Here is a 22,890-nt window from a genome sequence, read left to right as displayed (position 1 = left end):
CCCATCCTGATCGCCCCTGACACCGATCAGGGGCCCCGATCCGGATGCGCCGGGTTCGCGTTTCGCCCGCCGAGAGCCGCCGCGCCAGGTCCCCTCTCAAGGCGGGGACGATCAGGAGAGCAGAACTCCCGGCCCTGCTAGTCCAGCCGGCGAAGAGCCGTGCGGATGGTTTCGACCAGCTGGTCGATTTCGGACTTCTCGATGATCAGCGGCGGTGTCAGGGCGATGATGTCGCCCGTGGTCCGCAGCATGGCGCCGTTCTCGTAGCAGTCCAGGAACGCCGCAAACGCACGCTTCGTCGGCCGGCCGGGGATCGGCTCCAGCTCGACGGCGCCGACCAGGCCCATATTGCGGATGTCGATCACATGCGGCTCGCCCTTGAGCGAATGCAGTGCGTCTTCCCAATAGGGCGCGAGTTCCGCGCACCGCTCGAAAAGCCCTTCTTCGAGATAGGTATCGATCGCGGCATTGGCGGCGGCGCAGGCAAGCGGGTGGGCCGAATAGGTATAGCCGTGGAAGAACTCGATGCCCTCTTCCGGGCCCTGCATGAACGCATCATAGATGTGCTTGCGGGCGAAGACGGCGCCCATGGGCACCGATCCGTTGGTCAGCCCCTTGGCCGTCGCCACCAGGTCGGGTTGCACGCCGAACAGCTCGGTCGCGAAGCTCTTGCCGAGGCGGCCATAGCCGGTGATCACTTCGTCGAAGATCAGCAGAATGCCGTGCTGGTCGCAGATCTCGCGCAACCGCTCCAGATAGCCCTTGGGCGGCAGCAGGACGCCGGCAGATCCGGCGAACGGCTCGACGATCACGGCCGCGATCGTCGAGGCATCGTGCAGCTTGACCAGGCGTTCCAGATCGTCGGCCCGCTCGGCGCCGTGTTCCGGCTGACCGCGCGTAAAGGCATTGCGCTCCAGATCGTGGGTGTCGCGGATATGATCCACGCCGCCCAGCATGGTCCCGAACATCTTGCGGTTCGGGCCCATGCCGCCGACCGAGATGCCACCGAAGCCGACGCCGTGATAGCCCCGCTCACGCCCGATCAGGCGCGTGCGGCCACCCTCGCCCCGGACCTTGTGATAGGCGAGCGCGATCTTCAGCGCGGTATCGACCGACTCCGACCCGCCATTGGTGAAAAACACATGGTCGAGGTCGCCGGGCATCATGCTTGCCAGCCGCGAGGCGACCGCGAACGCCGCCGGATGGCCCATCTGGAACGATGGCGCGTAGTCCAGCGTCGCCGCCTGGGTCTGGATGGCCTTGACGATGCGCGGCGCGGCGTGCCCGCAGTTCACGCACCACAGACCGGCCGTGCCGTCCATGACCTTCCGGCCGTCATGGGTGTGGTAATACATACCCTCGGCACCGACCAGCAAGCGCGGATTCTTCTTGAACTGCCGATTGGCAGTGAACGGCATCCAATAGGATTCCAGGTCGTTCGGTATGGCCTGGGTCGACAAGGCGTTTACGGCGTCGTCCATGAGCGTGAGGCTCCCTGATCTGGCATGCGGGCCCGTTTGGCCAGGGCCCTGAAGCCGGTCGCATGAATGAATGAAAGGTGTCCCACGATACGGGTGTTTGAAAAGTCTGACAAGTGTCGTCGCAAAGTCGCCGCAAGCCCCGGTTTGCGTGAAACTCTCTGGACAGCGTTCGATATTTCGAACAGATTCAACACTGGATCACAGGCGAGCAGAGGTGCGGCCATGACCGAAACGGCAGAGTCGGCGCCGGTCGCCGACATCGATATCGGTCGGCGGCTGCGCCGCCTGCGCGAACGCAACAGCCTCAGCCAGCGCGAATTGGCCAAACGCGCCGGCGTCTCGAATGCCACCATCTCGCTGATCGAGCAAAACCGCGCCAGCCCGTCGGTCGGCAGTCTTAAGAAGGTGCTCGACGGCATTCCCGTCTCGTTAGCCGACTTCTTCGCCGATGACGAGCCGAGCCGGATGCGTGTTTTCTTCAGCGCCGACGACCTGGTGGAAATCGCGGGCGGGCGGGTATCGTATCGGCAGATCGGCCGCGACCTGAGCGGCCGCGCGATGCAGATCCTCCACGAACGCTATGCCCCCGGCGCAGATACCGGCGCCGCCCCGCTAACCCATGCCGGCGAAGAAGGCGGCATCGTCATCGCGGGGCAGGTCGAACTGACCATCGGCGACGACCGCCGCGTCCTGACCTCGGGCGACGCCTATTACTTCGACAGCCGTATCCCGCACCGCTTCCGAAATGTCGGATCCGACGACGCGGTCATCGTTTCGGCCTGTACGCCACCCTCATTCTGACGGAAATGCCATGCCCCGCCGCCGAACGCATCCCTATCTCTCCGCATCCGGGCCGATTGCCTTCGCCCATCGGGGCGGCACCGACGAGGCGCCGGAGAACACCATTGCCGCCTTCGATGCCGCGGTCCGCGCGGGATACACATATCTTGAGACCGACGTACACGCGACTCGCGACGGGGTTCTGATCGCCTTCCACGACGAAACGCTCGATCGGGTGACCGATAGCACCGGCCGGGTCGCGGACATGGACTGGAGCGAAATTCGCACGGCGACGATCCAGGGACATCCGATTCCTCTGTTCGAAGATCTCGTAGCAAGCTTTCCCGATGCTCGGTTCAATATCGATCCGAAAAGCGACCGCTCCGCCGATCTTCTGGGCGCGGAACTGGAGCGGCTGGATGTTTTCGAGCGGGTCTGCGTCGGGTCGTTTTCCGACACGCGGCTGGCGCGCCTGCGCCACCGCTTCGGCGCCCGCCTGTGCACCTCGATGGGTCCCGCCGATGTCGCCCGCCTGCGGCTGAAGGCGTGGCGGCTGCCGGTACAGTGGCGTTCGGGCGCAGATTGCGCGCAGGTGCCGCGCCGCTATTGGGGGCTGCCGGTGGTCGATGCCGCATTCGTGGATCAGGCGCATGCCGTCGGCGTGCCGGTTCATGTCTGGACGATCAACGACGCTGCCGCCATGGAACGCCTGCTCGATCTTGGCGTCGACGGCATCATGACCGATCATCCGTCGATGCTGCGTGATATCATGATCCGGCGCGGCGTCTGGACGGGATCGTAATCGCCGCCCCCGGCCGATGCTCAGTCGCGCCAGAATGCCGGGACGAGCAGGATCAGCAGGGTAAAGAATTCCAGCCGGCCCAGCACCATGGCAAAGGCAATCAACCCCTTGGCGCCGTCCGGCAAGCCGGCGAAAGTGGACGCCGGCCCCACTTCAGGTCCGAGGCCGGGGCCGACATTCATGACGGCCGTGACGGCGGCGCTGAACGCGGTCACGAAATCAAGCCCGAATGCGCCGAGGGCCACCGTGATGAGCAGGATTGACCCGAATGCCACGGTCAGGAACGCGTTGATCGACGCGACAATCTGCGGCGTGATCGCCTTGCCGTCATATTGAGTGATGACAACCGCGTTCGGGAACAGCAGCCGGCGTAGTTGAGCCATCAGGATGATGCCTGAAACCTGATGGCGATAGATCTTGATGCCGCCGGCCGTCGACCCGGTGCAGCCGCCGACGAACATCAGCAGGACGAACAGCGCGAACGGAAAGGCGCCCCAGGCCGAATAGTCGGAATTCGCGTACCCGGTGGTGGTCACCACCGACGTAACGTTCAGCGCCGCCAGCGTTGCGGCTTCCATGGCGCTGATTTCCAAGTTTGTCATGAGCCAGAGGGTCAAGATGCCCACGATCGCGACCAGGAAAACGAAGAAACTGCGGACCTGCGGATTGGTCAGAACCAGCCGAAAATCGCCACGCGACATGAGTTGAATATACAATGCGAACGGCAACGCCCCCAGGATCATGAAGACGACGGCGATCCAGTGAACGGACAGTTGGGGGAACGCTGCGAACGAAGCGTCGTAATTCGAGTAGCCGGCCGTCGAAACCGTCGTCATCGCGTGGGTAATGGCGTCAAAGCCCGACATACCGCCCAGCCAGTAGACCACGGCGCAGGTAAAAGACAAAAACGCGTAAAGGCCGGCGATACGCACCGCAATCTCGCGAGTCCGTGGCAGCACCTTTTCCGACTTGTCGGACGACTCGGTCCGGAACAGCGCCATGCCGCCAATTCCCAGAAAGGGAAAGATCGCGATCGCCATAACGATGACGCCGATACCGCCCAGCCACTGCAACAGGGCGCGCCAGAACAATATGGCACGCGGCAGCGACTCCAGATTGGTGAGCACCGTCGCCCCGGTGGTCGTCAGCCCCGAAAACGCCTCGAAGATCGCATCGACCGGACCGTCGCCGACACCGGCGAAGATAAGCGGCATGGCCACGACGAATCCGCTGGTCACCCACGAGGCGCCTGTAACGAGAAACGCCTGGCGCGCCCTCAGGCGCAGCGGCTCGCCGGCCGTCGTGATCGTCATCGCCAGCCCGACGAATGTCGCCACGCCGGCGGCCATAAGGAATTCGTCCCAGACGCCGCCGCCATAGATGAGATCGACGGCGATCGGCAGCAGCATCATCAGGCCCAGGCCGAACCAGAGATAGCCCAGAAGATGAAGGACGGGGCGGAGCCGCATGGCAGGCGATCTTCCAAGAGAGACAGGTCGCGGAAACCTGCCCCGTCACCGCCGCCCACACAACAGAAATGTCGCCGGATGTGGGACCCGGACTTACCGGCCGATGGCCACGCCCGCATCGAGAGACTTCTCTCATCGCTATGTGTTCGTTACACTGCCGCCCATGACAGATTTGCCCGAAAGTGCAGCCAGCGGGGACAGGGATACCGCTGCCCCCGGCAGGAACAGCGCCGGCCAGGACATCGCTGCCGGTTTGCCTCCCATTCACCCCGGCGAGGTTCTCCAGGCCCGATTCCTTCACCCCATGGGGCTATCGGTGGAAAAGGTTGCGACCGCCATCGCCGTCCCGGCGGAAACGCTCCAGGATGTTGTGGATGGCAACAGGCCGCTCAATGCCGGAATCGGTGCATCACTGGCACGCTATCTCGGGACCGAAGAACATTTCTGGAACCGTCTTCAACAGGAATTCGAGCAGGAAGCATCGGCAAGTACGTGGCAGGTGCAGGCACTGCAGACCCGCTAGCTATCCGCAGGATAGCCGCCGGATGGTATTGTTCGGCCCCACGCGGATATTGAGCCGGGTCGGGCGATGGTCCATCGATCCCGTGGTCTCAGCGTTCAACAGGCGTATGGTCTGAGCCGTGCTTTCGGCCATGAGGCGTGCCCGAACTGTCGGCGTATCGCGTTCGCCGATCGCCCAGTCGACGATCTGCGCGCCGCATGATAGTTGAGCTTCTCCGGTCGGCGCCGCCATCGGAGGGTCGATCGGCGCCGACGAACAACCGACGATCAGGATGCTGCTGCCAATGAAGACAGCTGCCCGCCTCCACCAATTCGCTGAATCGAACAGTTCCACCTGGCACATTCTGTCGCTACCCTGCTTGGCGAACGCTGTCATGTCGCGATTTTCCTCGTTGCCGGCGCATTTTTTTCTACCCGATGGTCACAGGTCGTGGCGAGGTGACCAAACCGGGGTACCGTCTCATCGGCATGCCGCTCGGCACCGGCAGGAGTTGATATCATGGGTTACACACGCAAGACAGCACAACGGTCGCGACCAGCGCGAATTCCGGCAGCAATGCTGGCAGCCGGCATCGTTCTCTCGATGGCCGCCGACTCTCCGGGAAAGGCATCCGCTATGAGCAGCCCGTCCGCTACTCGCGGCGAAACGGCCGGCAGTGCCAATAGCGGTTGCGATTTCCTCGACCCGCGACCGCTGCATTTCCGCGAATATGGCGGACCACGCGACAGCGGCACCGCTGTTATTCGCACACCAGAAGCACTGGCCGCCTACTGGCAGTATTTCGCGGGTCACGAGGAAATTCCCCCGGAGCTTGTGAACATCGAACCCGGCCGGCTGGTGGTCGCGGCCCATGCCGGAACCCGCAATTCCGGCGGGTTCACCCTTGAGATCACCGAATGCAGCAACGTCGATCATCGCACAGCCATCGTGGTGCATTTGGTCGCGCCAACGGGTGCGGCCAGCCGCGCACGTACGACACCGAGCCGATTCTGGTCGGTCAAGGATCCCGATATGCCGATCGACGTAACACTGACCGGCAGCGGTCGAAGCCCACAACGTTAAAACCGCTGCTGCAACCGGATCATCGCCGCCGTATCCTGCCGTCCGGCGACATGGTCGGCATCGAAGCGATGCATTGCCAGTGCCGTTACACGGCCTTCGCTGGCCAGATCGAAACCATAGGTGGCTTCGAAACGAAGTTCGCGCCCCGATGGCGCCAGATCCACGTCGGTTCGAGTCGACAGGACGGCGCCCGACCAATCCCGCCATGTCGGAATATCGAACGATGCCCGACCGGATTCGACCCTGATTGGCTGGGAAACGGCAAACCCGAACCGGTCGTTCCCTGATACGAGATCCTGGCCGACGATGCCTGCAGCAAAAGACTGTGTCTCGACGCCGTCAACCGACCGGATCAAGGATGAGGCAAAGCCGTCCATAGCCGTCCAGCCACGGTGATAGCTTCCGACGAGCGACCAGTTGTCATCGAGATGGGCTTCGGCCCGAGCCCCGGCATAGACCGTCCGCGCACCGCCGCCCAAAGAGAACGCGCCCTCGGCACCGGTTCCCATGAGCGTGTCGTTCTCGATCAACGCGCCGCCATCGACGGTCAGGCTGAGCCGGTCCAGCGGCTGCATCGACACGCTGGCCTGCGTTCCATAGCCATCAAACGGTGTGCCGTCTCCACCCTCGCCGGTAAAGGATAGCAGGCTGAACGTCGTCGTCTCGCCCAGCGGCAAATCGAAGCCCAGCGAATACCCTTCCTGTGCAAACCCCGGATAGGGGGCCGCGAACAGGCCGGGGGAATAGCTGAACGTGTCGGTAGCCGCGCCAATGGACAGGCGATTCACAAGCGTGTCAGCGCTCCGGTGAAATCCGGCCTGAACCCGGCCGATTGGCATTTCAGCCTCGACTTCGGCGGCCATCAGGCTGACGAACGGGTCGTCGGTACCGTCGGTCACGCTGCCGGAAAATGCGGATGCGTATCTGTCCGCTGCGGTCGATCGGTGCACCTGACCGGTGACAGGACGCATGGTCAGGCTGAGGCTGCCGAGACCGGGCAATGCGACATGCCGGCGATCGGAACGGACGCCCAGCGCATGCAGCGTGTCAAGCGACGTCATCGCCGGACCCTGATCCGATACAAGCGAACCCATATCGAACAGGAATGCGGCGCCGCCGTCGTCGAAGGCCGCGATCGGCATGCCGTCGAAGGCCCGGGAGACGGAGTCGCCGAATGCGCGGGACGTCAGCAACGACGTCGCAGCCAGATCCGGTCCCGCCGCTCTGTGCACGCTGCCTTCGGACTGAACCCGCAACCGGCCGATCGGCCGCGTCGCCGTGTCCATGTCGAGTATACCCTGCCCGTGCTCGTCGACATCATAGGCGGCGAATGCGCGGTCAGCCGTGGTCAACAACCGGTTGACCGCCTCCTCCGGCGACAAACCGAAGGCTTCCACGACCAGCGCCACCGCCCCACTTACCAAAGGCGACGCCATCGACGTACCGCTCAGGGCGCCGAGCCGGTCGATCGGAAGCGCGGAGACGATATTTTCGCCCGGAGCCGCGATGCAGAACGCCCTGGCTTCACCACAGCCGATGCTGGTCACCTGATCGTTGGAGTCGACATTAACCACGGTCAGCCAGCGGCCGAGGAGCCGCGAATCGACAAGCGGCATCCCGGCCGAAATGTCGATAGAGCCGATAGACGGAAAGTTCGACGCCGCGAACACGATTACGGCCCCGGCCTCCTGCGCATCGACCATGGCATTCAGGAAGCCGTTCCAGTCGGCCGCCGTGCCGTTGCCGACGACATTCGCCAGTGCGTCGGACGTCGATGCTCCGTCCGCAATCGCCGCCTGGACATCGGTGGTCAGATCGTCGAAACCCCAGCTGTTGTTGATGACGACAGCCCCTTCGGACGACGCCCTGTTGAAGCGGTCGATCGCCATCAGGGGCGAATAATCGAAGCCATAAAGCGCCAGACGGGCGCCAAAGGCCGCACCGTGCATGCCGGTGCCATCACGCGTCCCCGCCGCAATGCCGGCCACATGAGTACCGTGTTCCTCGATCGGCATGTCGTTCGCGCCGGGAAATGTCGTGGCGACCCGGCCAGCGATTTCGGGATGGTCGAGCTGGAATCCATCGTCGAGGATGGCGATCAACTGTCCGGCACCGGTGTAGCCGCGCGCATAGGCATGCGCGAGATTGACCCGATCATAGCCGCCGTGGCGCAGATATTCGGCGGTACGAAAGGCCGCGATGGCCTCCGGCGTCGCCGGGTCGACATAGACTTCGGGATTGGCAGCGGGAGTCGATGACGGCGCTGCCGTCTCGCCGGAGTCGCTGCCGCCACCCATTGCCGCGGCGGCCACACCGGCAACGCCGACCACGGCCAGGCCGGCCACTGCCACGCCCGTGGCACCGATCCCGCCTCCGGCACCAGCGCCTCCGGCCGCGCCGCCCGCTCCGTTTCCAGTCTGTGCCTGGGCGACAAGGTCATCAGCCGGGACCGGCCGTTTCGAGGCAGGTTCTGCCTGTTCGCTGCTGGCTCCACCAGATCCGCCGCCAGTGGCCGTGACATCGTCGGCCCAGCCCGGCGCTGCTGGAAAGATCACAAGCGCGGCCGATGCAAGGGCCGTCGTCAGCCGCAATGAGACGCGTCTGCGCCTTCCATACCGGAGGCCGCCCATTCCCTTGTCCTCTTCTTTGATTTCCATTGAACTGCGGCCCGCACCGGGCTTGATCACAGAAGAGGATTTTGAGACCTGGTTCAATAAGATTCAGTGAACATCGGCCGCCGTCAGGTCGGCGCCCAGATCAACTGTCCGTTCCGTCAGATTCTGAATGCGGCGATCTTCCAGCGCCTCGGGTGAAAACCGATCACCGGAATAGCCCAGCCGGCGAAAGACGCCTTCCCTGCCGCAAATCAGTTGTTCGATCTCCGGCCGGTAAAAGGCGACCAGCGCGGTCAGCCATCGCGACACGACCCAGGACGGCCTGATAGCGTCAACGACGAAGTTGCGGACCAGACCGGCGGTTTCCCGGTCTGACCGCCATGCGTCGTCCGTGACCCATCGATTGACCGAAAACAGCCTGAAAGGCCGGCCATAGGCGTCGACGGAAATTGCCGCAAGGTGGGTCAGCCGGCCGTCGTCTCCCGGAGCGAAAGTGTGAAAATGCCCGTGTTCCCCGGCCACGCGCTCCGACTCTCCATGGGCATGATAATAGAAGCGACACCCGGTCAGACGATCACTGACATCGCCGGAAGGATAATGATGCCACTCCTCGAACGGCGCTTCGCCGAGCAAGGCCGTCACCGCATTTTCACCTGATCGGCTCATGGCCTGAAGGCAGTCCGCGAGCATCAAGGCGGCAGCGCGCTTTTCATCCATTGTCGACCCCTTTCTATTTTACGTATATATATGTGTAGTTTTTGATTTATTGACACACGTTCGTCGCCGGACTATTTCAATACCCATCCGCTAACCGATGAATTGAGGTCGTATCATGCGCTCCCTATTTACACAAAACCATGCGGTTTTTCAAAATCGCCACCGTTCGGTCTCTTCGGCCCACCTTGCAATGTCAGCGGTGGCGGTTCTGGCGCTGACAGCCGGCACGGCAGTTGCCGCCGAGCCCCTGGTGGACACCGAATGGCTGAACGTCAATCTGCAGAATGACGATCTGGTGGTTCTGGACATCCGCAACGCCATCGATGGCGGGTCGGCTGACCTGTTCGCCGAGGGGCACATCCCCGGCTCCCTCTATAGCAATTATACCCGGGATGGCTGGCGCGTGGCCGTCGACGGCATTCAGGGCAAGCTGCCGCCGACCGATGATGTGGCATCCCTGATCGGTTCGCTCGGCATTGACAACGACGACCATATCGTCGTCGTTCCGGCCGGCACCAGCTCTTCCGATTTCGGCAGCGCCGCGCGCGTTTACTGGACGTTCAAGGTCCTCGGTCACGACGAGGTTTCGATTCTGGAAGGCGGTTACGCCGGCTGGGTCGACAATGGCGGCGAGATTGCTACTGGCCCCGCGCCGGAAAACGACACGGTCGAATTCGCCGTGGATTTCCAGCCCGATCTGCTGGCCACTACCGCCGATGTCAACGCCGCCATCGATCAGGGCAACCCGCCGCTCATCGATGCACGGCCGGTCGCGCACTACACCGGCGAGGAAGTACCCGGCAATATCGGTGTTGCAGGCACCTTGCCCGGCGCTTTCAGCCTTCCTCATTCAGAACTCGTTCTGAACGACGGACAGGATGTCATCGACAGGGACGTGCTGGCCGAATTGCTCGATCAGATTGACCTGACGACCGAAGGCGAGCAGATCGCCTTCTGCAATACCGGTCATTGGGCATCGGTCGGCTGGTTCCTGCTGAGCGAGGTGGGGGGCAACCCGAATGTCAGCATGTATGATGGGTCGATGGCGGAATGGGTGGCCGATGACAGCCGTCTGGTCGAGCTCAGCGCCAATCGCACCCTGAACTGACGGCCGTCAGCTAACGGCAGCCTGGACCCGGCCGGACCATGTACCGTCATGGCCGGGCAGGCCGCGGCCGCACAATCGAGGGAAAAGAAGACCCATGTCAGCAGCGGACACCCGCACCGGCCGGCCGGCCACCATTGCCCCCTCGACCGACCGGATCGTGGTCGCAGCGGGTATCGGCGCATTTCTCGTCGGTGGCGCGTTCCTTGCCGATGCCTTCAGCTTTCGCCAGGCGATCCTGTTTCTGATCGGCGGCTTGCTTGGGGCGACGCTGTATCATGCCGCGTTCGGATTCACCGGTGGCTGGCGGGCATTCATCCTGAACCGCCGCGGCGCGTCGATCCGCTCGCAGATGCTGATGATCGCGATAGCTACGGTCGTCTTCATTCCGCTGCTTGCCCAGGGTAGCGTTCTCGGCACAACGCTGACAGGGGCAACTGCACCGGTCGGCATCTCGGTCTTTGTCGGCGCATTCATTTTCGGCCTGGGCATGCAACTCGGAGGCGGCTGCGGTTCCGGCACACTGTTCACGGTCGGCGGCGGCAGTGTCCGGATGCTGGTCACACTCGCGCTCTTTATCGTCGGCGCGGTACTCGGATCGCTTCACCTGCCCTGGTGGTTGGAATTGCCCTCGTTTCCGGCCGTATCGCTTGGCGCGTCGATCGGCGTTCTGCCGACGATCATCCTCCAGACCGGTCTGCTGGGCGCCATAGCCTGGGCAACACTGATCGCCGAGCGGCGTCGCCACGGATCCGCGGTCTCGATGGCCAATTCGAACGCAGAAGGCATGTCTTTCGGCGCCCGCATGACCCATGGCCCCTGGCCGTTGATCTGGGGAGCCGTGGGCCTTGCGGTTCTCAATATTCTGACGTTGGTGCTGGCCGGCCACCCCTGGTCGATCACCTTTGCTTTCGGGCTCTGGGGCGCCAAAGGGCTTCAGGCCGTTGGTATGGACGTCGCTTCCTGGCCGTTCTGGCAATGGCCGGGACCGTCAGCCGCATTGTCACAAAGCGTTCTCGCCGACACGACCTCGGTCATGAATTTCGGCCTGATCCTCGGGGCCATGATCGCCGCCGGTCTCGCGGGGCGCTACGCCCCGAAAATGTCCGTGCCACTGGGATCGTTGCTGGCCGCCGCCATCGGCGGTTTGCTGATGGGTTACGGCGCCCGCCTTGCCTTCGGGTGCAATATCGGGGCGCTGTTTTCCGGAATCGCGTCGGGGAGCCTGCACGGTTGGTTGTGGTTTTTCGCCGCCTTTGTGGGGTCCATCGCCGGTGTCAGGTTGCGGCCCCGCTTCGGGCTTGATCGCTAGCCCATCGCCGCCGGTCGGATGCCATTCGGGCGGCCGCGCAGCTGAAGTCGAATGCGCACCGGACTGGCTGGTCCGGGCGATATCTGTGATTTGTCGATGAGGAATTGAGGATGTCCGCCAACCGCTGGATCATGGGCTCGGCTATCGTGCTGGCAACCGGGGCGGTCGCGACCGACCACCTCGCCCACACACGATCGGATTCCGGGCCAAATCTGGTTTCGGCTCGCGAGGCCACGCCTTCAACTGCCGCCGGATCTTCGCCCTGCGCACCCGCCGCATCACCGTGCGCTCCTGCCCCGGCCGCGTCGACAACTGGCAGTCCATGCGCACCAGCATCCTCACCCTGCGCTCCGGCGCCGCGCGCCGCGAACCGCTCGGGGCCAAGCAGCACAGGCCCGGATTCCGACGGCGTCGGCAATGACGAACCGCGCCTCGTCCGGGCGCGCGATGCCCGACCCGTGACGGATGCCCAAACACCGACTGCCGATGCGCCCTAGTCCCGGCGTTGAAGACGATCAGGCGATACGGCGCGCAGGGGTGGCGGCGCCAACATTGCTGTTTGCGCTCGGACGATCGTCATTGGCCGTCACACGGCCCGCACCCATGTGCAAACTGTCAGGCACCGATTCATTGAGGCGGCTCAAGAGCATTGCCGGGATCTGCTGGCGATCGATTCCGCGACTTGTCAGTTCTGCGTCGCCCATTTCATAAAGCCACCGGGCTTCACGCGCCGCCATCAGCGACCGCTCGAAAAGCCGGAATCCGTTGGCGATCTTCCGCATTCCCCGGCCGATCATAGCGCGAGACTCTTCGCGGCGGGCCCGCTCGGCTTTGGCAACCAGCGCTTCGATCTTCGCTTCGGACGGCAGGGTGAAATACATTTCAGACATTGTTTCATTCTCCAGGCAAGATTTATTCTGCTTGCTTACGAGCGAAACTATATGCGGTTACGAAACTCGGGGGAACACGCAATTGCGCAGCGCAGCATTGCGAACCGGACATAATATGCGCACATATCAATGCAGCTCATGCGACGTGAGTGCCCCGAATTAACGAGGGGGTCGCTTTACAAAGCCCGGGATAAACACTGTTAACGAATAATATACCATCTTTTCATTCGCAGCCGAACCGATTAGAGTAACTGCGGGTTTTGTCTCCCTGAGAACCGGGCGGCATCGCCATCACCGCTTTCAGGCACCGATCGATGGTCGGCCGTCCCCCGAAACGGGAGGCGGAGGCGGCAGATCCGGATCAATTGGGGACACCCGTCCTTGGACACTTTTGCCAGTGCTGAACTTCCGCAGGGGTTCGACTTCATCGCCGCGCATCCGTCGCTTCAACCCTGCGTCGGATTGTTCGCCAGGACTATTGCCGAAACTGGCCGACCGCCAACGCGGAGCGATCTCGATCCGGTGGCCTTCGGGCGGCACCTGGACTGTGTGATGCTTTTGGAATATCACTGCGGTCAATATCTGGGCGGTCAATATCCGGGCGGCCAGTTTCCGGGCAACCAGCAAACGGTGTATCGTCCCGGCGTGCGCGTGCGCCTCGCCGGAAGCAAAGTGAACGCGGTCGTGGAGCGCGAACTCGGCGGCACTTATCTTGCCGACTTCATTTCCTCCACCGACGACCCCTATCTCAAGCCCGATTGCGATGCCGAATGCGACCATTCGCCGGACGAGCCGAAAATAAGCACACATTCTATTTTGCTGTGCGACGGGCAAGCGGGCACGTACCGACGACTCGCCTTTCCGTTAGCCCCTCTACCTAGTGAAGTCCCCATGGCTGTCGTGGTTTTTCTTGAAATGACGATAAGCCATACCGGCTGCTCCGGCCGCAGCCTGCAGCAAATTCGCGGACCGCTCTGGATCGACCGCAACTGACGGCGCCATTGCTGGGCCAGTTCCGGGCCGGCCCCTGGTCTACTCTGCCGGGGCACCCATGCAGCAAGGGTGGGTCTGCCCTGCCATGCGGCACCCTGACCGATACCCGCATTTTGATTGACTTTATACTGTCAAATCGCCATCTGTAGCGAACATTCAATGTCCGGCTCAATTGCAAGCCGGAGCAGTCACGACTGGTTGCGGCCAATCCGCAACGGCGCGACGCCAGCTAATTTATCGGCTTCTGGCGGGCACATCCGAAGGACGACGCAATACATTTGCTGTCGGGTCGAACTCTGCTCCCGGAAACGGGGGTGGGGCAGTGGCCTCGTTGCCTTTTTCGGATTCCCGCGCCGCTTCAAGCTGACGAAACGCTGTGCCGAACCGCTTTCCGGCCGTGCTGTCGTTTCAACGATATGGAGGTCCCGTTTCATGGAGAAACCGCTCGCTGGTAAAACTGTCGCCCTTCTCGTCGCCAATGGCTTCGAAGAACTGGAAATGACGGAGCCGCAGCGCGCCTTGCTCGCCGCTGGCGCCGCCATCAAGATCGTGTCGCCCGAACAGGGCCTGGTCAACGGCTGGCACGGCCGCGGCTGGGGTCACTATTTCCCGGTCGATGTTCCGATCGCCGAAGCCCTTGCTGCCGACTTCGATGCGCTCATCGTTCCCGGCGGCCCCCGCAGCATCGAGAAGCTGACCGGCAACGCGCACAGCAAGCGGCTGACCCGTGGCTTTGTCGATGGCGGCAAGCCGGTGGTGCTTCAGGGCCATGGCGTCACATTGCTGACGGTCGCTGAACGGGCAGCCGGCCGGACGGTCGCCGCCGCTGAAGAAATCGCCGAGGCGATGCGCACGGCCGGTTGCGTCGTTTCCGAGGAAACGGTTGCGGTCGACGGCGCGATGCTGACGACCCGCGGCGAAGAAGAAGACATGGCAATCGATCGCGAGACCCTGGTCCAGCACATCGTGGACAACCTGGAGGCGGCGGCAGCAGCAGCAGCCTGACCCGCCCATAGGGTCCATCGTGCCCGCCCCGGGGCGCATGCACGACACGTCGACGGACGCCGACCCTGCCTGGGGTCGGCGTTTTTGTCGTTTGGACCTTCGGAGCCGGTCGGACTTCCCCGTCGGACCCTCCGGCCTATATTGCCCACGACAGACTGACGGGGATTTCAACTCATGGACGGACCAGGACCCACCGCCCGCATCGCCGTGATCGGCACGGGCATGGCGGGAGCCACAGCGGCGCGACTGCTTGCGGAAGCCGGTCACGACGTGGCGCTGTTCGACAAGGGGCGCGGCGCGGGTGGGCGAATGTCGACACGACGCGTCGGTTCCGGGGATCCGGAATCCGGACGACCGGCGTTTGGCCCCTACGACCACGGGGCCCAGTATTTCACTGCCAGGGATGCCGGATTTCGGCGTCTCGTCGAATCGTGGGTGGCCGATGGCACTGCTGCGCCCTGGGGCGGCGTTGTAGCCAGGTGTTCCGATCATGGTCTGACGCGAACGAACGACGAGGACCGTTTTGTCGGCGTTCCCGGCATGAACGGCGTGATCCGGTCACTGCTGGCTGAATTGCCCGTCGAATTCGGGACCAGGGTCACCGCGCTGATCAATCGGGCGGATGGATGGCGAATACAGGCCGAAGATGATCACGATCGGGGCCCCTTCGACGCCGTTGTCGTTGCCGTTCCGGCCGTTCAGGCCGTCGACCTGCTGGCGGCATCGCAGGGCCTCTCGGAATCAGCCGCCGCGGCTGAAATGGCACCTTGCTGGACATTGATGGCCACATTTCCGAACGCATGCCTGCCGGCCTTGCCCGATGGCACGCCGATCTCGGGCGCGATCATCGAAGACGGTGGACCCCTGGCCTGGATTGGCGCAAATTCCAGCAAGCCCGGCCGACGGCACATGCGGGCCGGACCGGCCGACAGTGCCGACTATTGCGATTGGGTCATTCAATCGACGCCACAGTGGTCGACGCAAAACCTCGAACAGAACCCCGAGGCCGTCCGGGCGGCACTACTGGCGGCGGCGGCCCCGATGCTGGGACTGCCAATCACAACGCAGCCGGCCTTTGCCGCCGTTCACCGATGGCGATACGCAAAGGTGCAGTCGCCAGTCGGCGTCGACTGTCTTTTCGATGAAGCTCTGGGGATCGGCGCCTGCGGCGACTGGTGCCTCGGACCCAGGGTCGAGGCCGCTTATCTCAGCGGCGCCGCCCTTGCAGGAACCATCAACGAATGGCTCTCCGCCGCCTCACGGACTGGATAAGAAAGCCAGAACGCCAGGGACCGGACCATATCAGTGCATGCCGCTGCGATACACCCATGACTCTATGGTCTGACGGGCCAATGGTTCGTCGACTTCCGGATGGTGATGGCGATAGACCCGCATAGCCGCATAGAGGGCGTCGACATCGGAGACGCCGAACGTGCGCATGCCGTTATAGGCCTTGCACACCGCCGCATAACATCGGCAACCGGGATTTGGAATCCTCAGTGTGCAGCTGCCGGAATCCTGAGGGTTCACATTGTCCGCCGGAGAAGCGTCCGACGGATCAATCATCTTTTTTGCGGCCATACAATTCCAGCCTGTGATCGACCAACTCGTAGCCGAGCTCCGCAGCAATACGCTGCTTGAGGCGTTCCAGCTCTTCGTTCTGGAACTCCACGACGTCGCCGCTCTCCAGATCGATCAGGTGGTGGTGATGCTCCAGATTCACCTCGAAACGAGAATAGCTCTCGTTGAAATCATGCCTCTGAACCATGTTCATTTCGTCGAGAAGGTGCAGAGTTCTGTAGACCGTCGCAATGCTGATCGACGAGTCGACATCCTTAACCCTCTGATAAACCGTCTCTACCGACGGATGATCTTCGCTTGCCGTCAGGACTTTCAGTATTACGCGCCGTTGCTCGGTCATCTTCATGCCGGCATCGGCACACCTTTGTTCCAGGTTCATCGTCCATCACTCCCCATCACAACGCCGCCAGGCATTTATTGAATCATTCCGCCGCATCTGAGCCCTACCAACGCATCGGTCGATATTTTTCCGGGCGCCGAATTGCCACCAGCCGGCACCGTCAGCGGAACGACGGACGCGCCGCGGGGGGCAACATCGCCATCATCCAGCCGGGCCAGGACGACTGCGGGCTCGCGGGGGCAGAGGACGACTCTGTCGCCTGGCCGGTAATCCACGCGATAATCCGTCAGCGCAAACAGCTCCCGGCCATCTACGGCCACCCGATAGGAAAGGTCGTGACCTCTGAACTCGCGCCCGATGATCTGCGCCGGCAAAACGCAGTTTCTGCACATATCAGCCATTGAGGCATCCATGCTGCCGGCCATTGGGCCGGTCGGCTGGCTCGCCTCTGGCGCCATAACCTCCAGATGCTCAGGGCGCAACGACAACAGCACGCGGCCGGTGGCGTGTTCGTTCAAGGCCACCCAGCCGAGATCCGTCTTGGCCACCCTTCCCTGCGCCTGGCCTTCCAGCAAGTTCGTCTTGCCGAGGAACTGGGCGGCAAACGCTGTTCTCGGCCCCTGATAGACGGCTTCCGGCGTCCCGATCTGCTCGATCAGGCCGTCACGCATCAGGGCAATCCGGTCGCCGACGCCAAAGGCTTCGCCCTGATCATGGGTGACGAGAATGACGCTGACACCAGCCTTTTTCAGCAACGCCCGCATTTCGTCGCGCGTCGACTCACGCAGCGCGGCATCAAGATTGGAAAATGGTTCGTCGAGCAGGACCAGCCTTGGCTCCGACGCCAGAGTCCGCGCCAGAGCAACCCGTTGCTGCTGCCCGCCGGACAGCGCATGTGGCATCCGCGCGGTGAACTCCGAGAGTCCGACGAATGCGATCCATTCCTCGGCCTTGGCCCGCCGCTTCGCACGCGGCAGCGCCTTGAGACCGAACATGACGTTCTCAAGCACCGTCAGATGAGGAAACAGCGCATAGTCCTGAAAAACGATCCCGATGCCGCGCGTCTCCGGCGCCGCCCGGGTTATGTCGCGGTCGCCCAGACGAACTGTGCCGGCATCCGGCTTCTCGAACCCCGCGATCATTCTGAGCGTCGTCGATTTGCCGCATCCGCTGGGGCCGAGCAGAGCAAATATCTCTCCCGGGGCCAGATCGAAATCGATTCCGCCCACCGCCGACCTGTCTTCGCCCGCAAAACGCTTCACGAGTCCGGAGACCGACAGTATGGGTGTCGAAGCCTCTACCTCATGCAGTGTCATTCCAGTCACCGCCTACATTCATGTCGTCCAGCACCAGAAATAGCGACAACGGCCCGCAAGTGCAAGTCATTCTCAGCCCAGGCGTGCCAGCCGACCGGGCGCGGGGACAGACGTTCACGGTGGAGCCTCCCCGGGTAACCGTTCGAACACGGCCGCCGCCGCGGGAATAGCGGCCACCGGGTCGATGCGCGCGCCTTCCGCCGCGAGGCAGGCACCCAGGGCCGCGAGCGTGGTCAGTACCGGCGGCCGCGCGGCGTTGTACCCCATGGTGCCGATTCGCCATATCCGCCCCTTCAGCGGTCCGAAGGATGTGCCGATCTCGATCGAGAAGTCGCGGATCATGCGGCCGCGCACGGCCTCGCCGTCAACGCCATCGGGTATCCAGATACCGGTCACGTTGGCCATGCGGTGGTCCGGATCGCCATAAAGCGCCAGCCCCATGGCACCCAGCCCTGCCCGCAACGCCCGGCCGGCGATCTCGTGCCGGCGGCAGCGGGCTTCAAGCCCTTCCTCCAGCACCAGGCGCGCGCATTCCCGCGCGCCGTAGAGCATTGTGCCGCTCTCGGTGTGGTGATTGAGCCGCTCGCCCCCCCAATAGTCCATCAGCATGGCCAGATCGAAATAGTTGGATCGAATGCGCAGGCCAGTTTCCGGCCTCGGGCCTGGCCCCGCTCCCGGCCCCGCAAGCCCCTGCTCGACGTGCCGGCGCCCCCGGATCACGGCCGCCGCCCGATCCGATACGGTGATCGGCGCCGAACCCGACGGTCCGCCCAGACATTTCTGCAGGCCGGCGGAAACGACGTCCAGCGCCCAGTCGTCGGCGGGCAGCGCCATGCCGCCCAGCGTAGCGGTGCTGTCGACATAGACCAGCACGCCACAGTCCCGGCAATGACGGCCGATCCGGTCGAGCGGTTGCGCCATGGTGGTCGAGGTGTCGCCGTGACAAACCGCCAGCAGCTTCGGCTGCACCCGATCGACCGCGGCCGCGAGCCTGTCCTGATCGAAGATCGTCCCCCAGTCGGTTTCCAGGGTGTGGACTTCGGCGTCGCAGCGTCCGGCGATCTCGACCAGCAGGTGGCCGAAGCGCCCGAAGATCGGCACCAGGACCCGGTCGCCGGGCTCGATCAACGAGACCAGCGCGGCCTCGATGCCCGCCCGGGCCGTGCCGTCGATGAGAAACGTCTGGCGATTACTGGTCCTGAAGACGCCGCGATAAAGCGCCATTGTCTCGTTCATGAGATCGGTGAATTCCCGATCGAACTGGCCGAGAAGCTGGGCGGACATCGCGCGCAACACTCGGGGATAGGCATTGATCGGCCCCGGCCCCATCATCAGGCGTGCGGGCGGATCGATCTCGCCAGAACGGTTCGCGTCGGTCGTCATACGCGGCGGTTACTCCTTGCTACAGGCGGAACGACGGAGAGGAATTGCGAAACCCGGAATCAGAGATGTCGAGCCCAGACACAGCAGCGGGACCATCGAACAGGGATCGGTTTCCTGTCGACGGCCCCGCCTATCGAGCCACGAAACATACGGCGGTGCAACATTCCGTTGCATCGACAGCGGATCATCGGCCGCCCGCCGGCATTTCACCTGCAGCCTACTCGGCCACCGTCTTCTGGCCTGGCGCCTTCCGGCCCACTCCCTTCTGACCCAGCGCCTGTTCCAGATCGCGGCCGTGGACTTCGGCCATATGATCGAACGTCATCCGGAAGCCGGCGAGGCCCTGGGTGAGCGATCGAAGTGCGATGATCAGATCGGGCGTCTCCGCCTCAGGGATGATGGCGACGACCTCATCCCACCCCGGCCAGCCCGGTCGGGCGTCGAATCCCTGAATCTGCGCCCTGCGACTTCCCAGCAAACGCTGAACCCGGGCGATCGCCTCGCTGGGAGCGTGGATCGCGACCCGCATCATCGGCTCCAGCAATTGAGGCCCGCATTCAGGCAACGCCTGCACGATGACCTGCCGGCCCACGGTGCGAAAGGCCTGCTCGGAACTGTCGACCTCGTGGAACTGTCCGGTCAGCAACGTGACGGCCAGATCCACGACCGGTTGGCCCAACGGCCCGGCGATCAGCCCGTCCCTCACGCCCTGTTCGACAGCCGGTATGAAGGTCTTCGGCACCGCACCGCCGACCACCTTGTCGTCGAAGGCAAATCCCTGCCCGCGCGCCAGCGGCCGCACGGCAATGGTGACGTCGGCGAACTGGCCATGACCGCCGGTCTGCTTCTTGTGCCGGGCGCGCGTTTCAGTCGATCGGGTGATCGTCTCGCGATAGGCGATCGGCGGCGGCCGCGTCGTCACCGTCACCCCGTGACGCCGGGCGATCTGCTCGACCGCGAGCGACAGATGGATATCACCCTGCCCGCTCAACACCAGATCTCCGGTCGCCGGGTCATTGGCGACGGAAAGCGCGGGATCTTCGTCAGCCAGCTTCTGTAATGCGGCGCTCAGTTTCACGTCGTCGGCGCGACCATTGGTCTGCAGCGCCAGACTATAGACCGGCGGCGGCACTTCGGGCCAAACCTCCGGACGTGTCCTGCCGGTGGCGAGGATGATGTCGCCGGTCGTCAGGTCGTCCTGCCGGCTGAGAATCGCGACGTCACCGGTTTCCAGCGTGTCGATCCTGGCATTCTGCGCCGGCGGGATCGCCAGCAGCGCGCCCGGCTTGACACCCGGGATCCCGTTCGATCCGCCGACCCGTCCGCGCCACAGCCGGACATAGGACATCCGCCCGGCATGGGCGGCGTGTTCCGTGCGAAATACCTGCAGAACCGGATCGCCGTCGGGAATGCGGTGCCTTTCGGCCGCGGCATTGGCGTCCGGCGCGTCATGACGCAACGCCTTCATCAACCTTTGCACGCCGTTCATATTCTCCGCCGAGCCGATCATCACCGGAACCACCCGGTCCTCGGCGAAATCAGTGCGGATCCGGTCATAGATTTCCGCAGGCGCAATTTCTACATCCTCAAGGATCTTTTCGAGAATGCCGTCGTCGAAATCCGCCAGCGTTTCCGTCAAAACGGAATAGGCCTCGCGCCGCCGATCGGCGACGTCGGCCGGAACCTCGATCAGGTCGGATGTCTGGCCCGGTCGATAGTGCCAGGCGCGATGCGAGACGAGATCGACATACCCGGTAATGCGATTTTTGTCGCGAATTGGGATCTGACGCAGGACGAGCGGCCGCTCGGATACGTCCTGAATTGCCTGCATGACATCGCGCACCCGGGTTTCGGTGGAATCCAACCGATTGATGAATACGATGTGCGGGAGGCCGATTTCGTCGAGCGTATGAAGCAGTGGCTGCAATGTCACCGCCCTGTCCGGATCCGGGTCGGCAACGACGATCGCAATATCCGCGACCATCAGCGCGTCGGCCGTCCGATGCGCCAGGTCGACGGCGCCGGGACAATCGATAACCGCCCACCGATCACCGAGATAGTCGAAACCGGCAACGGCCGGCGCAACGGACATCTGGCGCTGGCGGGCTTCTTCGCTCGCATCGCCGACGGTCGTGCCGTCCTTGACGGTGCCGCGGCGGTGAATCGCCCCGGCCAGGTACAGCATGGCCTCCATAAGGGTCGTCTTGCCCGTACCCTGGGGGCCGACAAGGGCGGCACAACGATGGCGTCCGGAGTGCCGCCCGGCTCTCTCTCCCGCAGCGGGTTCTTTGGCGGATGGGTCTGACATGCGCGTATCTCCCCTTGCCGGCATCGGCGGCGGCGGGTCAACCGGATGGGCACCGGGACGCGCGGCCGGCGGATGCACCTGATGACGGGGGCGTTTCGACGGAGCGGTTTTACATAATCCCCCGTCCTGATAGTGAACGCCGCATTTGCCGCCGCGTCAACGGCGGTTGTGCCTGCGCGCCCACGCCGCCGCTTCGTCAAAGTTCTTGGACAAGAGCCCTGCTTTTGACGCATCCTCGCTATGACAAAATGCATGATGTCGGGCGTCGGCAAGGGAGCACGGCGCCGATACCCCGCAAGGAGAATTCCCGTTGGAGGCAAGAACTCGATGAGTTTCAAGACCATCCTGACACCGGTCGAAGGGTACGGCGATCAGCGATTTATCGTCGAGACCGCCCTGTTCATGGCCCAGCGGTACGGCAGCTATATCGAAGGCATGCATATCCGCCCGGAGATCATCGGCGCGATCGGCACCGACGCCATGGGCGCCACCATTTTCGCGGAGAATTTCAGCCGTGAGGAATGGGAAGCCGTGCAAAAGGCCCGGACGCTGTTCTTCGATGTCATGCGGGAACACGACGTGCCGATCTGCAGCACGACCGACCAGCCGATGGAGGGCGTTCACGCCGCCTGGATGGAGGAAGTCCCGTCCGGCGACATGTTCATCGGCAATCACGGCCGGGCGTTCGATCTGCTGGTCTGCGGGCAGCCGTCACAGGACGGGCCGGCCCCGCGCCTGCGCACGCTCGAAGCCGCCTTGCTGGAGAGCGGCCGGCCGATTCTTCTGGCGCACGATCCGGCTCCGAAGGAATTCGGCCGCCGAATCGTGATTGCCTGGAACGGCAGCACCGAGACCGCCCGGGCGCTGGCCGACGCCAAGCCGCTGCTCTCTGCGGCCGACAGCGTTCATGTCCTGGTGGTCGAGGAGGCAATGGTGCCGGGCCCCAGCGGTCGCGACGTGCAGATCTATCTCAAGCGCAACGGCATCGATGCCGAACTGGTCGAAACCCGCCGGAAAAAGGGACAGGGTCCGGGCGAGACGATGCTGTCCGAAACGCACCGGCTGGGCGGCGACCTGATGATCAAGGGTGCGTATACCCAGTCACGCCTGCGGCAGATGATTTTCGGCGGCGCAACCAGCTTCCTCATCGCCCACGCCGATCTGCCCATGTTCATGGCGCACTAGGCAGAGGATATCTGAGCCGGGGC

Annotated in this window: 21 protein-coding genes; 10 read left to right on the top strand and 11 right to left on the bottom strand. The window is 63.5% G+C overall.

Features of this window, described 5'->3' with window-relative positions:
* Positions 1 to 137 precede the first annotated feature (137 nt).
* The gene (locus ABZ728_RS14215) at positions 138 to 1,481 is read right to left on the bottom strand and encodes an aspartate aminotransferase family protein (RefSeq protein ID WP_366656865.1); all 1,344 of its coding nucleotides are present in this window, start codon (positions 1,479 to 1,481) and stop codon (positions 138 to 140) included.
* 222 nt (positions 1,482 to 1,703) lie between these two features.
* Here ABZ728_RS14215 and ABZ728_RS14210 point away from each other — a divergent pair, with 222 nt between their 5' ends.
* Positions 1,704 to 2,282 (top strand): cupin domain-containing protein, encoded by a 579-nt coding sequence (locus ABZ728_RS14210; RefSeq protein ID WP_366656863.1) that lies wholly within the window; start codon positions 1,704 to 1,706, stop codon positions 2,280 to 2,282.
* A gap of 10 nt (positions 2,283 to 2,292) precedes the next feature.
* A complete protein-coding gene (locus ABZ728_RS14205; protein ID WP_366656861.1) occupies positions 2,293 to 3,063 on the top strand; it encodes a glycerophosphodiester phosphodiesterase in 771 nt (256 codons plus the stop codon).
* A gap of 20 nt (positions 3,064 to 3,083) precedes the next feature.
* On the opposite strand, the gene ABZ728_RS14200 is transcribed toward ABZ728_RS14205, so the two are convergent.
* The gene (locus ABZ728_RS14200; RefSeq protein ID WP_366656859.1) at positions 3,084 to 4,532 is read right to left on the bottom strand and encodes a TrkH family potassium uptake protein; all 1,449 of its coding nucleotides are present in this window, start codon (positions 4,530 to 4,532) and stop codon (positions 3,084 to 3,086) included.
* 103 nt (positions 4,533 to 4,635) lie between these two features.
* Here ABZ728_RS14200 and ABZ728_RS14195 point away from each other — a divergent pair, with 103 nt between their 5' ends.
* Complete coding sequence (locus tag ABZ728_RS14195) at positions 4,636 to 5,055, top strand: HigA family addiction module antitoxin (protein WP_366656857.1); 420 nt, start codon at positions 4,636 to 4,638, stop codon at positions 5,053 to 5,055.
* Here the strand turns inward: ABZ728_RS14195 and ABZ728_RS14190 are convergent, their stop codons facing one another.
* Entirely contained in the window at positions 5,056 to 5,430 is a 375-nt protein-coding gene (locus ABZ728_RS14190) for an I78 family peptidase inhibitor (protein ID WP_366656856.1), read from the bottom strand.
* A gap of 123 nt (positions 5,431 to 5,553) precedes the next feature.
* Between ABZ728_RS14190 and ABZ728_RS14185 the strand changes: the two genes are divergently transcribed.
* Positions 5,554 to 6,117, top strand: a complete 564-nt coding sequence (locus tag ABZ728_RS14185; RefSeq protein ID WP_366656855.1) for a hypothetical protein — start codon at positions 5,554 to 5,556, stop codon at positions 6,115 to 6,117.
* On the opposite strand, the gene ABZ728_RS14180 is transcribed toward ABZ728_RS14185, so the two are convergent.
* Both ABZ728_RS14180 and ABZ728_RS14175 read right to left on the bottom strand, forming a co-directional pair.
* Positions 6,114 to 8,774 (bottom strand): S8 family peptidase, encoded by a 2,661-nt coding sequence (locus tag ABZ728_RS14180; protein WP_366656854.1) that lies wholly within the window; start codon positions 8,772 to 8,774, stop codon positions 6,114 to 6,116. The genes ABZ728_RS14185 and ABZ728_RS14180 overlap by 4 nt on opposite strands.
* Positions 8,775 to 8,837: 63 nt before the next feature.
* Positions 8,838 to 9,449 carry a hypothetical protein gene (locus ABZ728_RS14175; RefSeq protein WP_366656852.1) on the bottom strand — a complete coding sequence of 204 codons (612 nt, stop codon included), beginning with the start codon at positions 9,447 to 9,449 and terminating at the stop codon, positions 8,838 to 8,840.
* Positions 9,450 to 9,639: 190 nt separating this feature from the next.
* Between ABZ728_RS14175 and ABZ728_RS14170 the strand changes: the two genes are divergently transcribed.
* Together ABZ728_RS14170 and ABZ728_RS14165 are read left to right on the top strand one after the other, a co-directional pair.
* Positions 9,640 to 10,557, top strand: a complete 918-nt coding sequence (locus tag ABZ728_RS14170; protein WP_366656851.1) for a sulfurtransferase — start codon at positions 9,640 to 9,642, stop codon at positions 10,555 to 10,557.
* 94 nt (positions 10,558 to 10,651) lie between these two features.
* Complete coding sequence (locus ABZ728_RS14165; RefSeq protein ID WP_366656850.1) at positions 10,652 to 11,866, top strand: YeeE/YedE family protein; 1,215 nt, start codon at positions 10,652 to 10,654, stop codon at positions 11,864 to 11,866.
* Between the two features lie 515 nt (positions 11,867 to 12,381).
* On the opposite strand, the gene ABZ728_RS14160 is transcribed toward ABZ728_RS14165, so the two are convergent.
* Positions 12,382 to 12,756, bottom strand: coding sequence for a hypothetical protein (locus tag ABZ728_RS14160; RefSeq protein WP_366656849.1), 375 nt, complete (start codon positions 12,754 to 12,756; stop codon positions 12,382 to 12,384).
* A 381-nt stretch (positions 12,757 to 13,137) separates the two neighbouring features.
* Here ABZ728_RS14160 and ABZ728_RS14155 point away from each other — a divergent pair, with 381 nt between their 5' ends.
* From ABZ728_RS14155 to ABZ728_RS14145, 3 genes are all read left to right on the top strand, one after another.
* Positions 13,138 to 13,749 (top strand): hypothetical protein, encoded by a 612-nt coding sequence (locus ABZ728_RS14155; protein WP_366656848.1) that lies wholly within the window; start codon positions 13,138 to 13,140, stop codon positions 13,747 to 13,749.
* Between the two features lie 432 nt (positions 13,750 to 14,181).
* A complete protein-coding gene (locus tag ABZ728_RS14150; protein ID WP_366656847.1) occupies positions 14,182 to 14,754 on the top strand; it encodes a DJ-1/PfpI family protein in 573 nt (190 codons plus the stop codon).
* A gap of 174 nt (positions 14,755 to 14,928) precedes the next feature.
* A complete protein-coding gene (locus ABZ728_RS14145; RefSeq protein WP_366656845.1) occupies positions 14,929 to 16,026 on the top strand; it encodes an FAD-dependent oxidoreductase in 1,098 nt (365 codons plus the stop codon).
* A gap of 30 nt (positions 16,027 to 16,056) precedes the next feature.
* Here ABZ728_RS14145 and ABZ728_RS14140 read toward each other — a convergent pair whose 3' ends face one another.
* The 5 genes from ABZ728_RS14140 to ABZ728_RS14120 all read right to left on the bottom strand — a co-directional run bounded on the left by ABZ728_RS14140 (position 16,057) and on the right by ABZ728_RS14120 (position 21,682).
* Positions 16,057 to 16,194 carry a hypothetical protein gene (locus tag ABZ728_RS14140; protein ID WP_366656844.1) on the bottom strand — a complete coding sequence of 46 codons (138 nt, stop codon included), beginning with the start codon at positions 16,192 to 16,194 and terminating at the stop codon, positions 16,057 to 16,059.
* A 118-nt stretch (positions 16,195 to 16,312) separates the two neighbouring features.
* Positions 16,313 to 16,714 carry a Fur family transcriptional regulator gene (locus tag ABZ728_RS14135; protein ID WP_366656843.1) on the bottom strand — a complete coding sequence of 134 codons (402 nt, stop codon included), beginning with the start codon at positions 16,712 to 16,714 and terminating at the stop codon, positions 16,313 to 16,315.
* Positions 16,715 to 16,749: 35 nt separating this feature from the next.
* On the bottom strand, positions 16,750 to 17,991 hold the full coding sequence (locus ABZ728_RS14130) for an ABC transporter ATP-binding protein (RefSeq protein ID WP_366656842.1): 1,242 nt from the start codon (positions 17,989 to 17,991) through the stop codon (positions 16,750 to 16,752).
* A 114-nt stretch (positions 17,992 to 18,105) separates the two neighbouring features.
* On the bottom strand, positions 18,106 to 19,374 hold the full coding sequence (locus tag ABZ728_RS14125) for an alanine--glyoxylate aminotransferase family protein (RefSeq protein ID WP_366656841.1): 1,269 nt from the start codon (positions 19,372 to 19,374) through the stop codon (positions 18,106 to 18,108).
* 217 nt (positions 19,375 to 19,591) lie between these two features.
* Complete coding sequence (locus ABZ728_RS14120) at positions 19,592 to 21,682, bottom strand: elongation factor G (protein ID WP_366656840.1); 2,091 nt, start codon at positions 21,680 to 21,682, stop codon at positions 19,592 to 19,594.
* 327 nt (positions 21,683 to 22,009) lie between these two features.
* Between ABZ728_RS14120 and ABZ728_RS14115 the strand changes: the two genes are divergently transcribed.
* Entirely contained in the window at positions 22,010 to 22,867 is an 858-nt protein-coding gene (locus ABZ728_RS14115; protein WP_366656839.1) for a universal stress protein, read from the top strand.
* Positions 22,868 to 22,890 lie beyond the last annotated feature (23 nt).

The organism is Fodinicurvata sp. EGI_FJ10296 (assembly GCF_040712075.1).
In the GTDB taxonomy this organism is placed as follows: Bacteria; Pseudomonadota; Alphaproteobacteria; order DSM-16000; family Inquilinaceae; genus JBFCVL01.
This window is presented reverse-complemented; position numbering and strand designations above follow the sequence as displayed.

What these genes read in the sequence shown, in the direction of transcription:
- ABZ728_RS14215 (WP_366656865.1), bottom strand. Translation starts at nt 1,481, where the DNA reads ATGGACGACGCCGTAAACGCCTTGTCGACCCAGGCCATACCGAACGAC.
- ABZ728_RS14210 (WP_366656863.1), top strand. Translation starts at nt 1,704, where the DNA reads ATGACCGAAACGGCAGAGTCGGCGCCGGTCGCCGACATCGATATCGGT.
- ABZ728_RS14205 (WP_366656861.1), top strand. Translation starts at nt 2,293, where the DNA reads ATGCCCCGCCGCCGAACGCATCCCTATCTCTCCGCATCCGGGCCGATT.
- ABZ728_RS14200 (WP_366656859.1), bottom strand. Translation starts at nt 4,532, where the DNA reads ATGCGGCTCCGCCCCGTCCTTCATCTTCTGGGCTATCTCTGGTTCGGC.
- ABZ728_RS14195 (WP_366656857.1), top strand. Translation starts at nt 4,636, where the DNA reads ATGGCCACGCCCGCATCGAGAGACTTCTCTCATCGCTATGTGTTCGTT.
- ABZ728_RS14190 (WP_366656856.1), bottom strand. Translation starts at nt 5,430, where the DNA reads ATGACAGCGTTCGCCAAGCAGGGTAGCGACAGAATGTGCCAGGTGGAA.
- ABZ728_RS14185 (WP_366656855.1), top strand. Translation starts at nt 5,554, where the DNA reads ATGGGTTACACACGCAAGACAGCACAACGGTCGCGACCAGCGCGAATT.
- ABZ728_RS14180 (WP_366656854.1), bottom strand. Translation starts at nt 8,774, where the DNA reads ATGGAAATCAAAGAAGAGGACAAGGGAATGGGCGGCCTCCGGTATGGA.
- ABZ728_RS14175 (WP_366656852.1), bottom strand. Translation starts at nt 9,449, where the DNA reads ATGGATGAAAAGCGCGCTGCCGCCTTGATGCTCGCGGACTGCCTTCAG.
- ABZ728_RS14170 (WP_366656851.1), top strand. Translation starts at nt 9,640, where the DNA reads ATGTCAGCGGTGGCGGTTCTGGCGCTGACAGCCGGCACGGCAGTTGCC.
- ABZ728_RS14165 (WP_366656850.1), top strand. Translation starts at nt 10,652, where the DNA reads ATGTCAGCAGCGGACACCCGCACCGGCCGGCCGGCCACCATTGCCCCC.
- ABZ728_RS14160 (WP_366656849.1), bottom strand. Translation starts at nt 12,756, where the DNA reads ATGTCTGAAATGTATTTCACCCTGCCGTCCGAAGCGAAGATCGAAGCG.
- ABZ728_RS14150 (WP_366656847.1), top strand. Translation starts at nt 14,182, where the DNA reads ATGGAGAAACCGCTCGCTGGTAAAACTGTCGCCCTTCTCGTCGCCAAT.
- ABZ728_RS14145 (WP_366656845.1), top strand. Translation starts at nt 14,929, where the DNA reads ATGGACGGACCAGGACCCACCGCCCGCATCGCCGTGATCGGCACGGGC.
- ABZ728_RS14140 (WP_366656844.1), bottom strand. Translation starts at nt 16,194, where the DNA reads ATGCGCACGTTCGGCGTCTCCGATGTCGACGCCCTCTATGCGGCTATG.
- ABZ728_RS14135 (WP_366656843.1), bottom strand. Translation starts at nt 16,714, where the DNA reads ATGAACCTGGAACAAAGGTGTGCCGATGCCGGCATGAAGATGACCGAG.
- ABZ728_RS14130 (WP_366656842.1), bottom strand. Translation starts at nt 17,991, where the DNA reads ATGACACTGCATGAGGTAGAGGCTTCGACACCCATACTGTCGGTCTCC.
- ABZ728_RS14125 (WP_366656841.1), bottom strand. Translation starts at nt 19,374, where the DNA reads ATGACGACCGACGCGAACCGTTCTGGCGAGATCGATCCGCCCGCACGC.
- ABZ728_RS14120 (WP_366656840.1), bottom strand. Translation starts at nt 21,682, where the DNA reads ATGTCAGACCCATCCGCCAAAGAACCCGCTGCGGGAGAGAGAGCCGGG.
- ABZ728_RS14115 (WP_366656839.1), top strand. Translation starts at nt 22,010, where the DNA reads ATGAGTTTCAAGACCATCCTGACACCGGTCGAAGGGTACGGCGATCAG.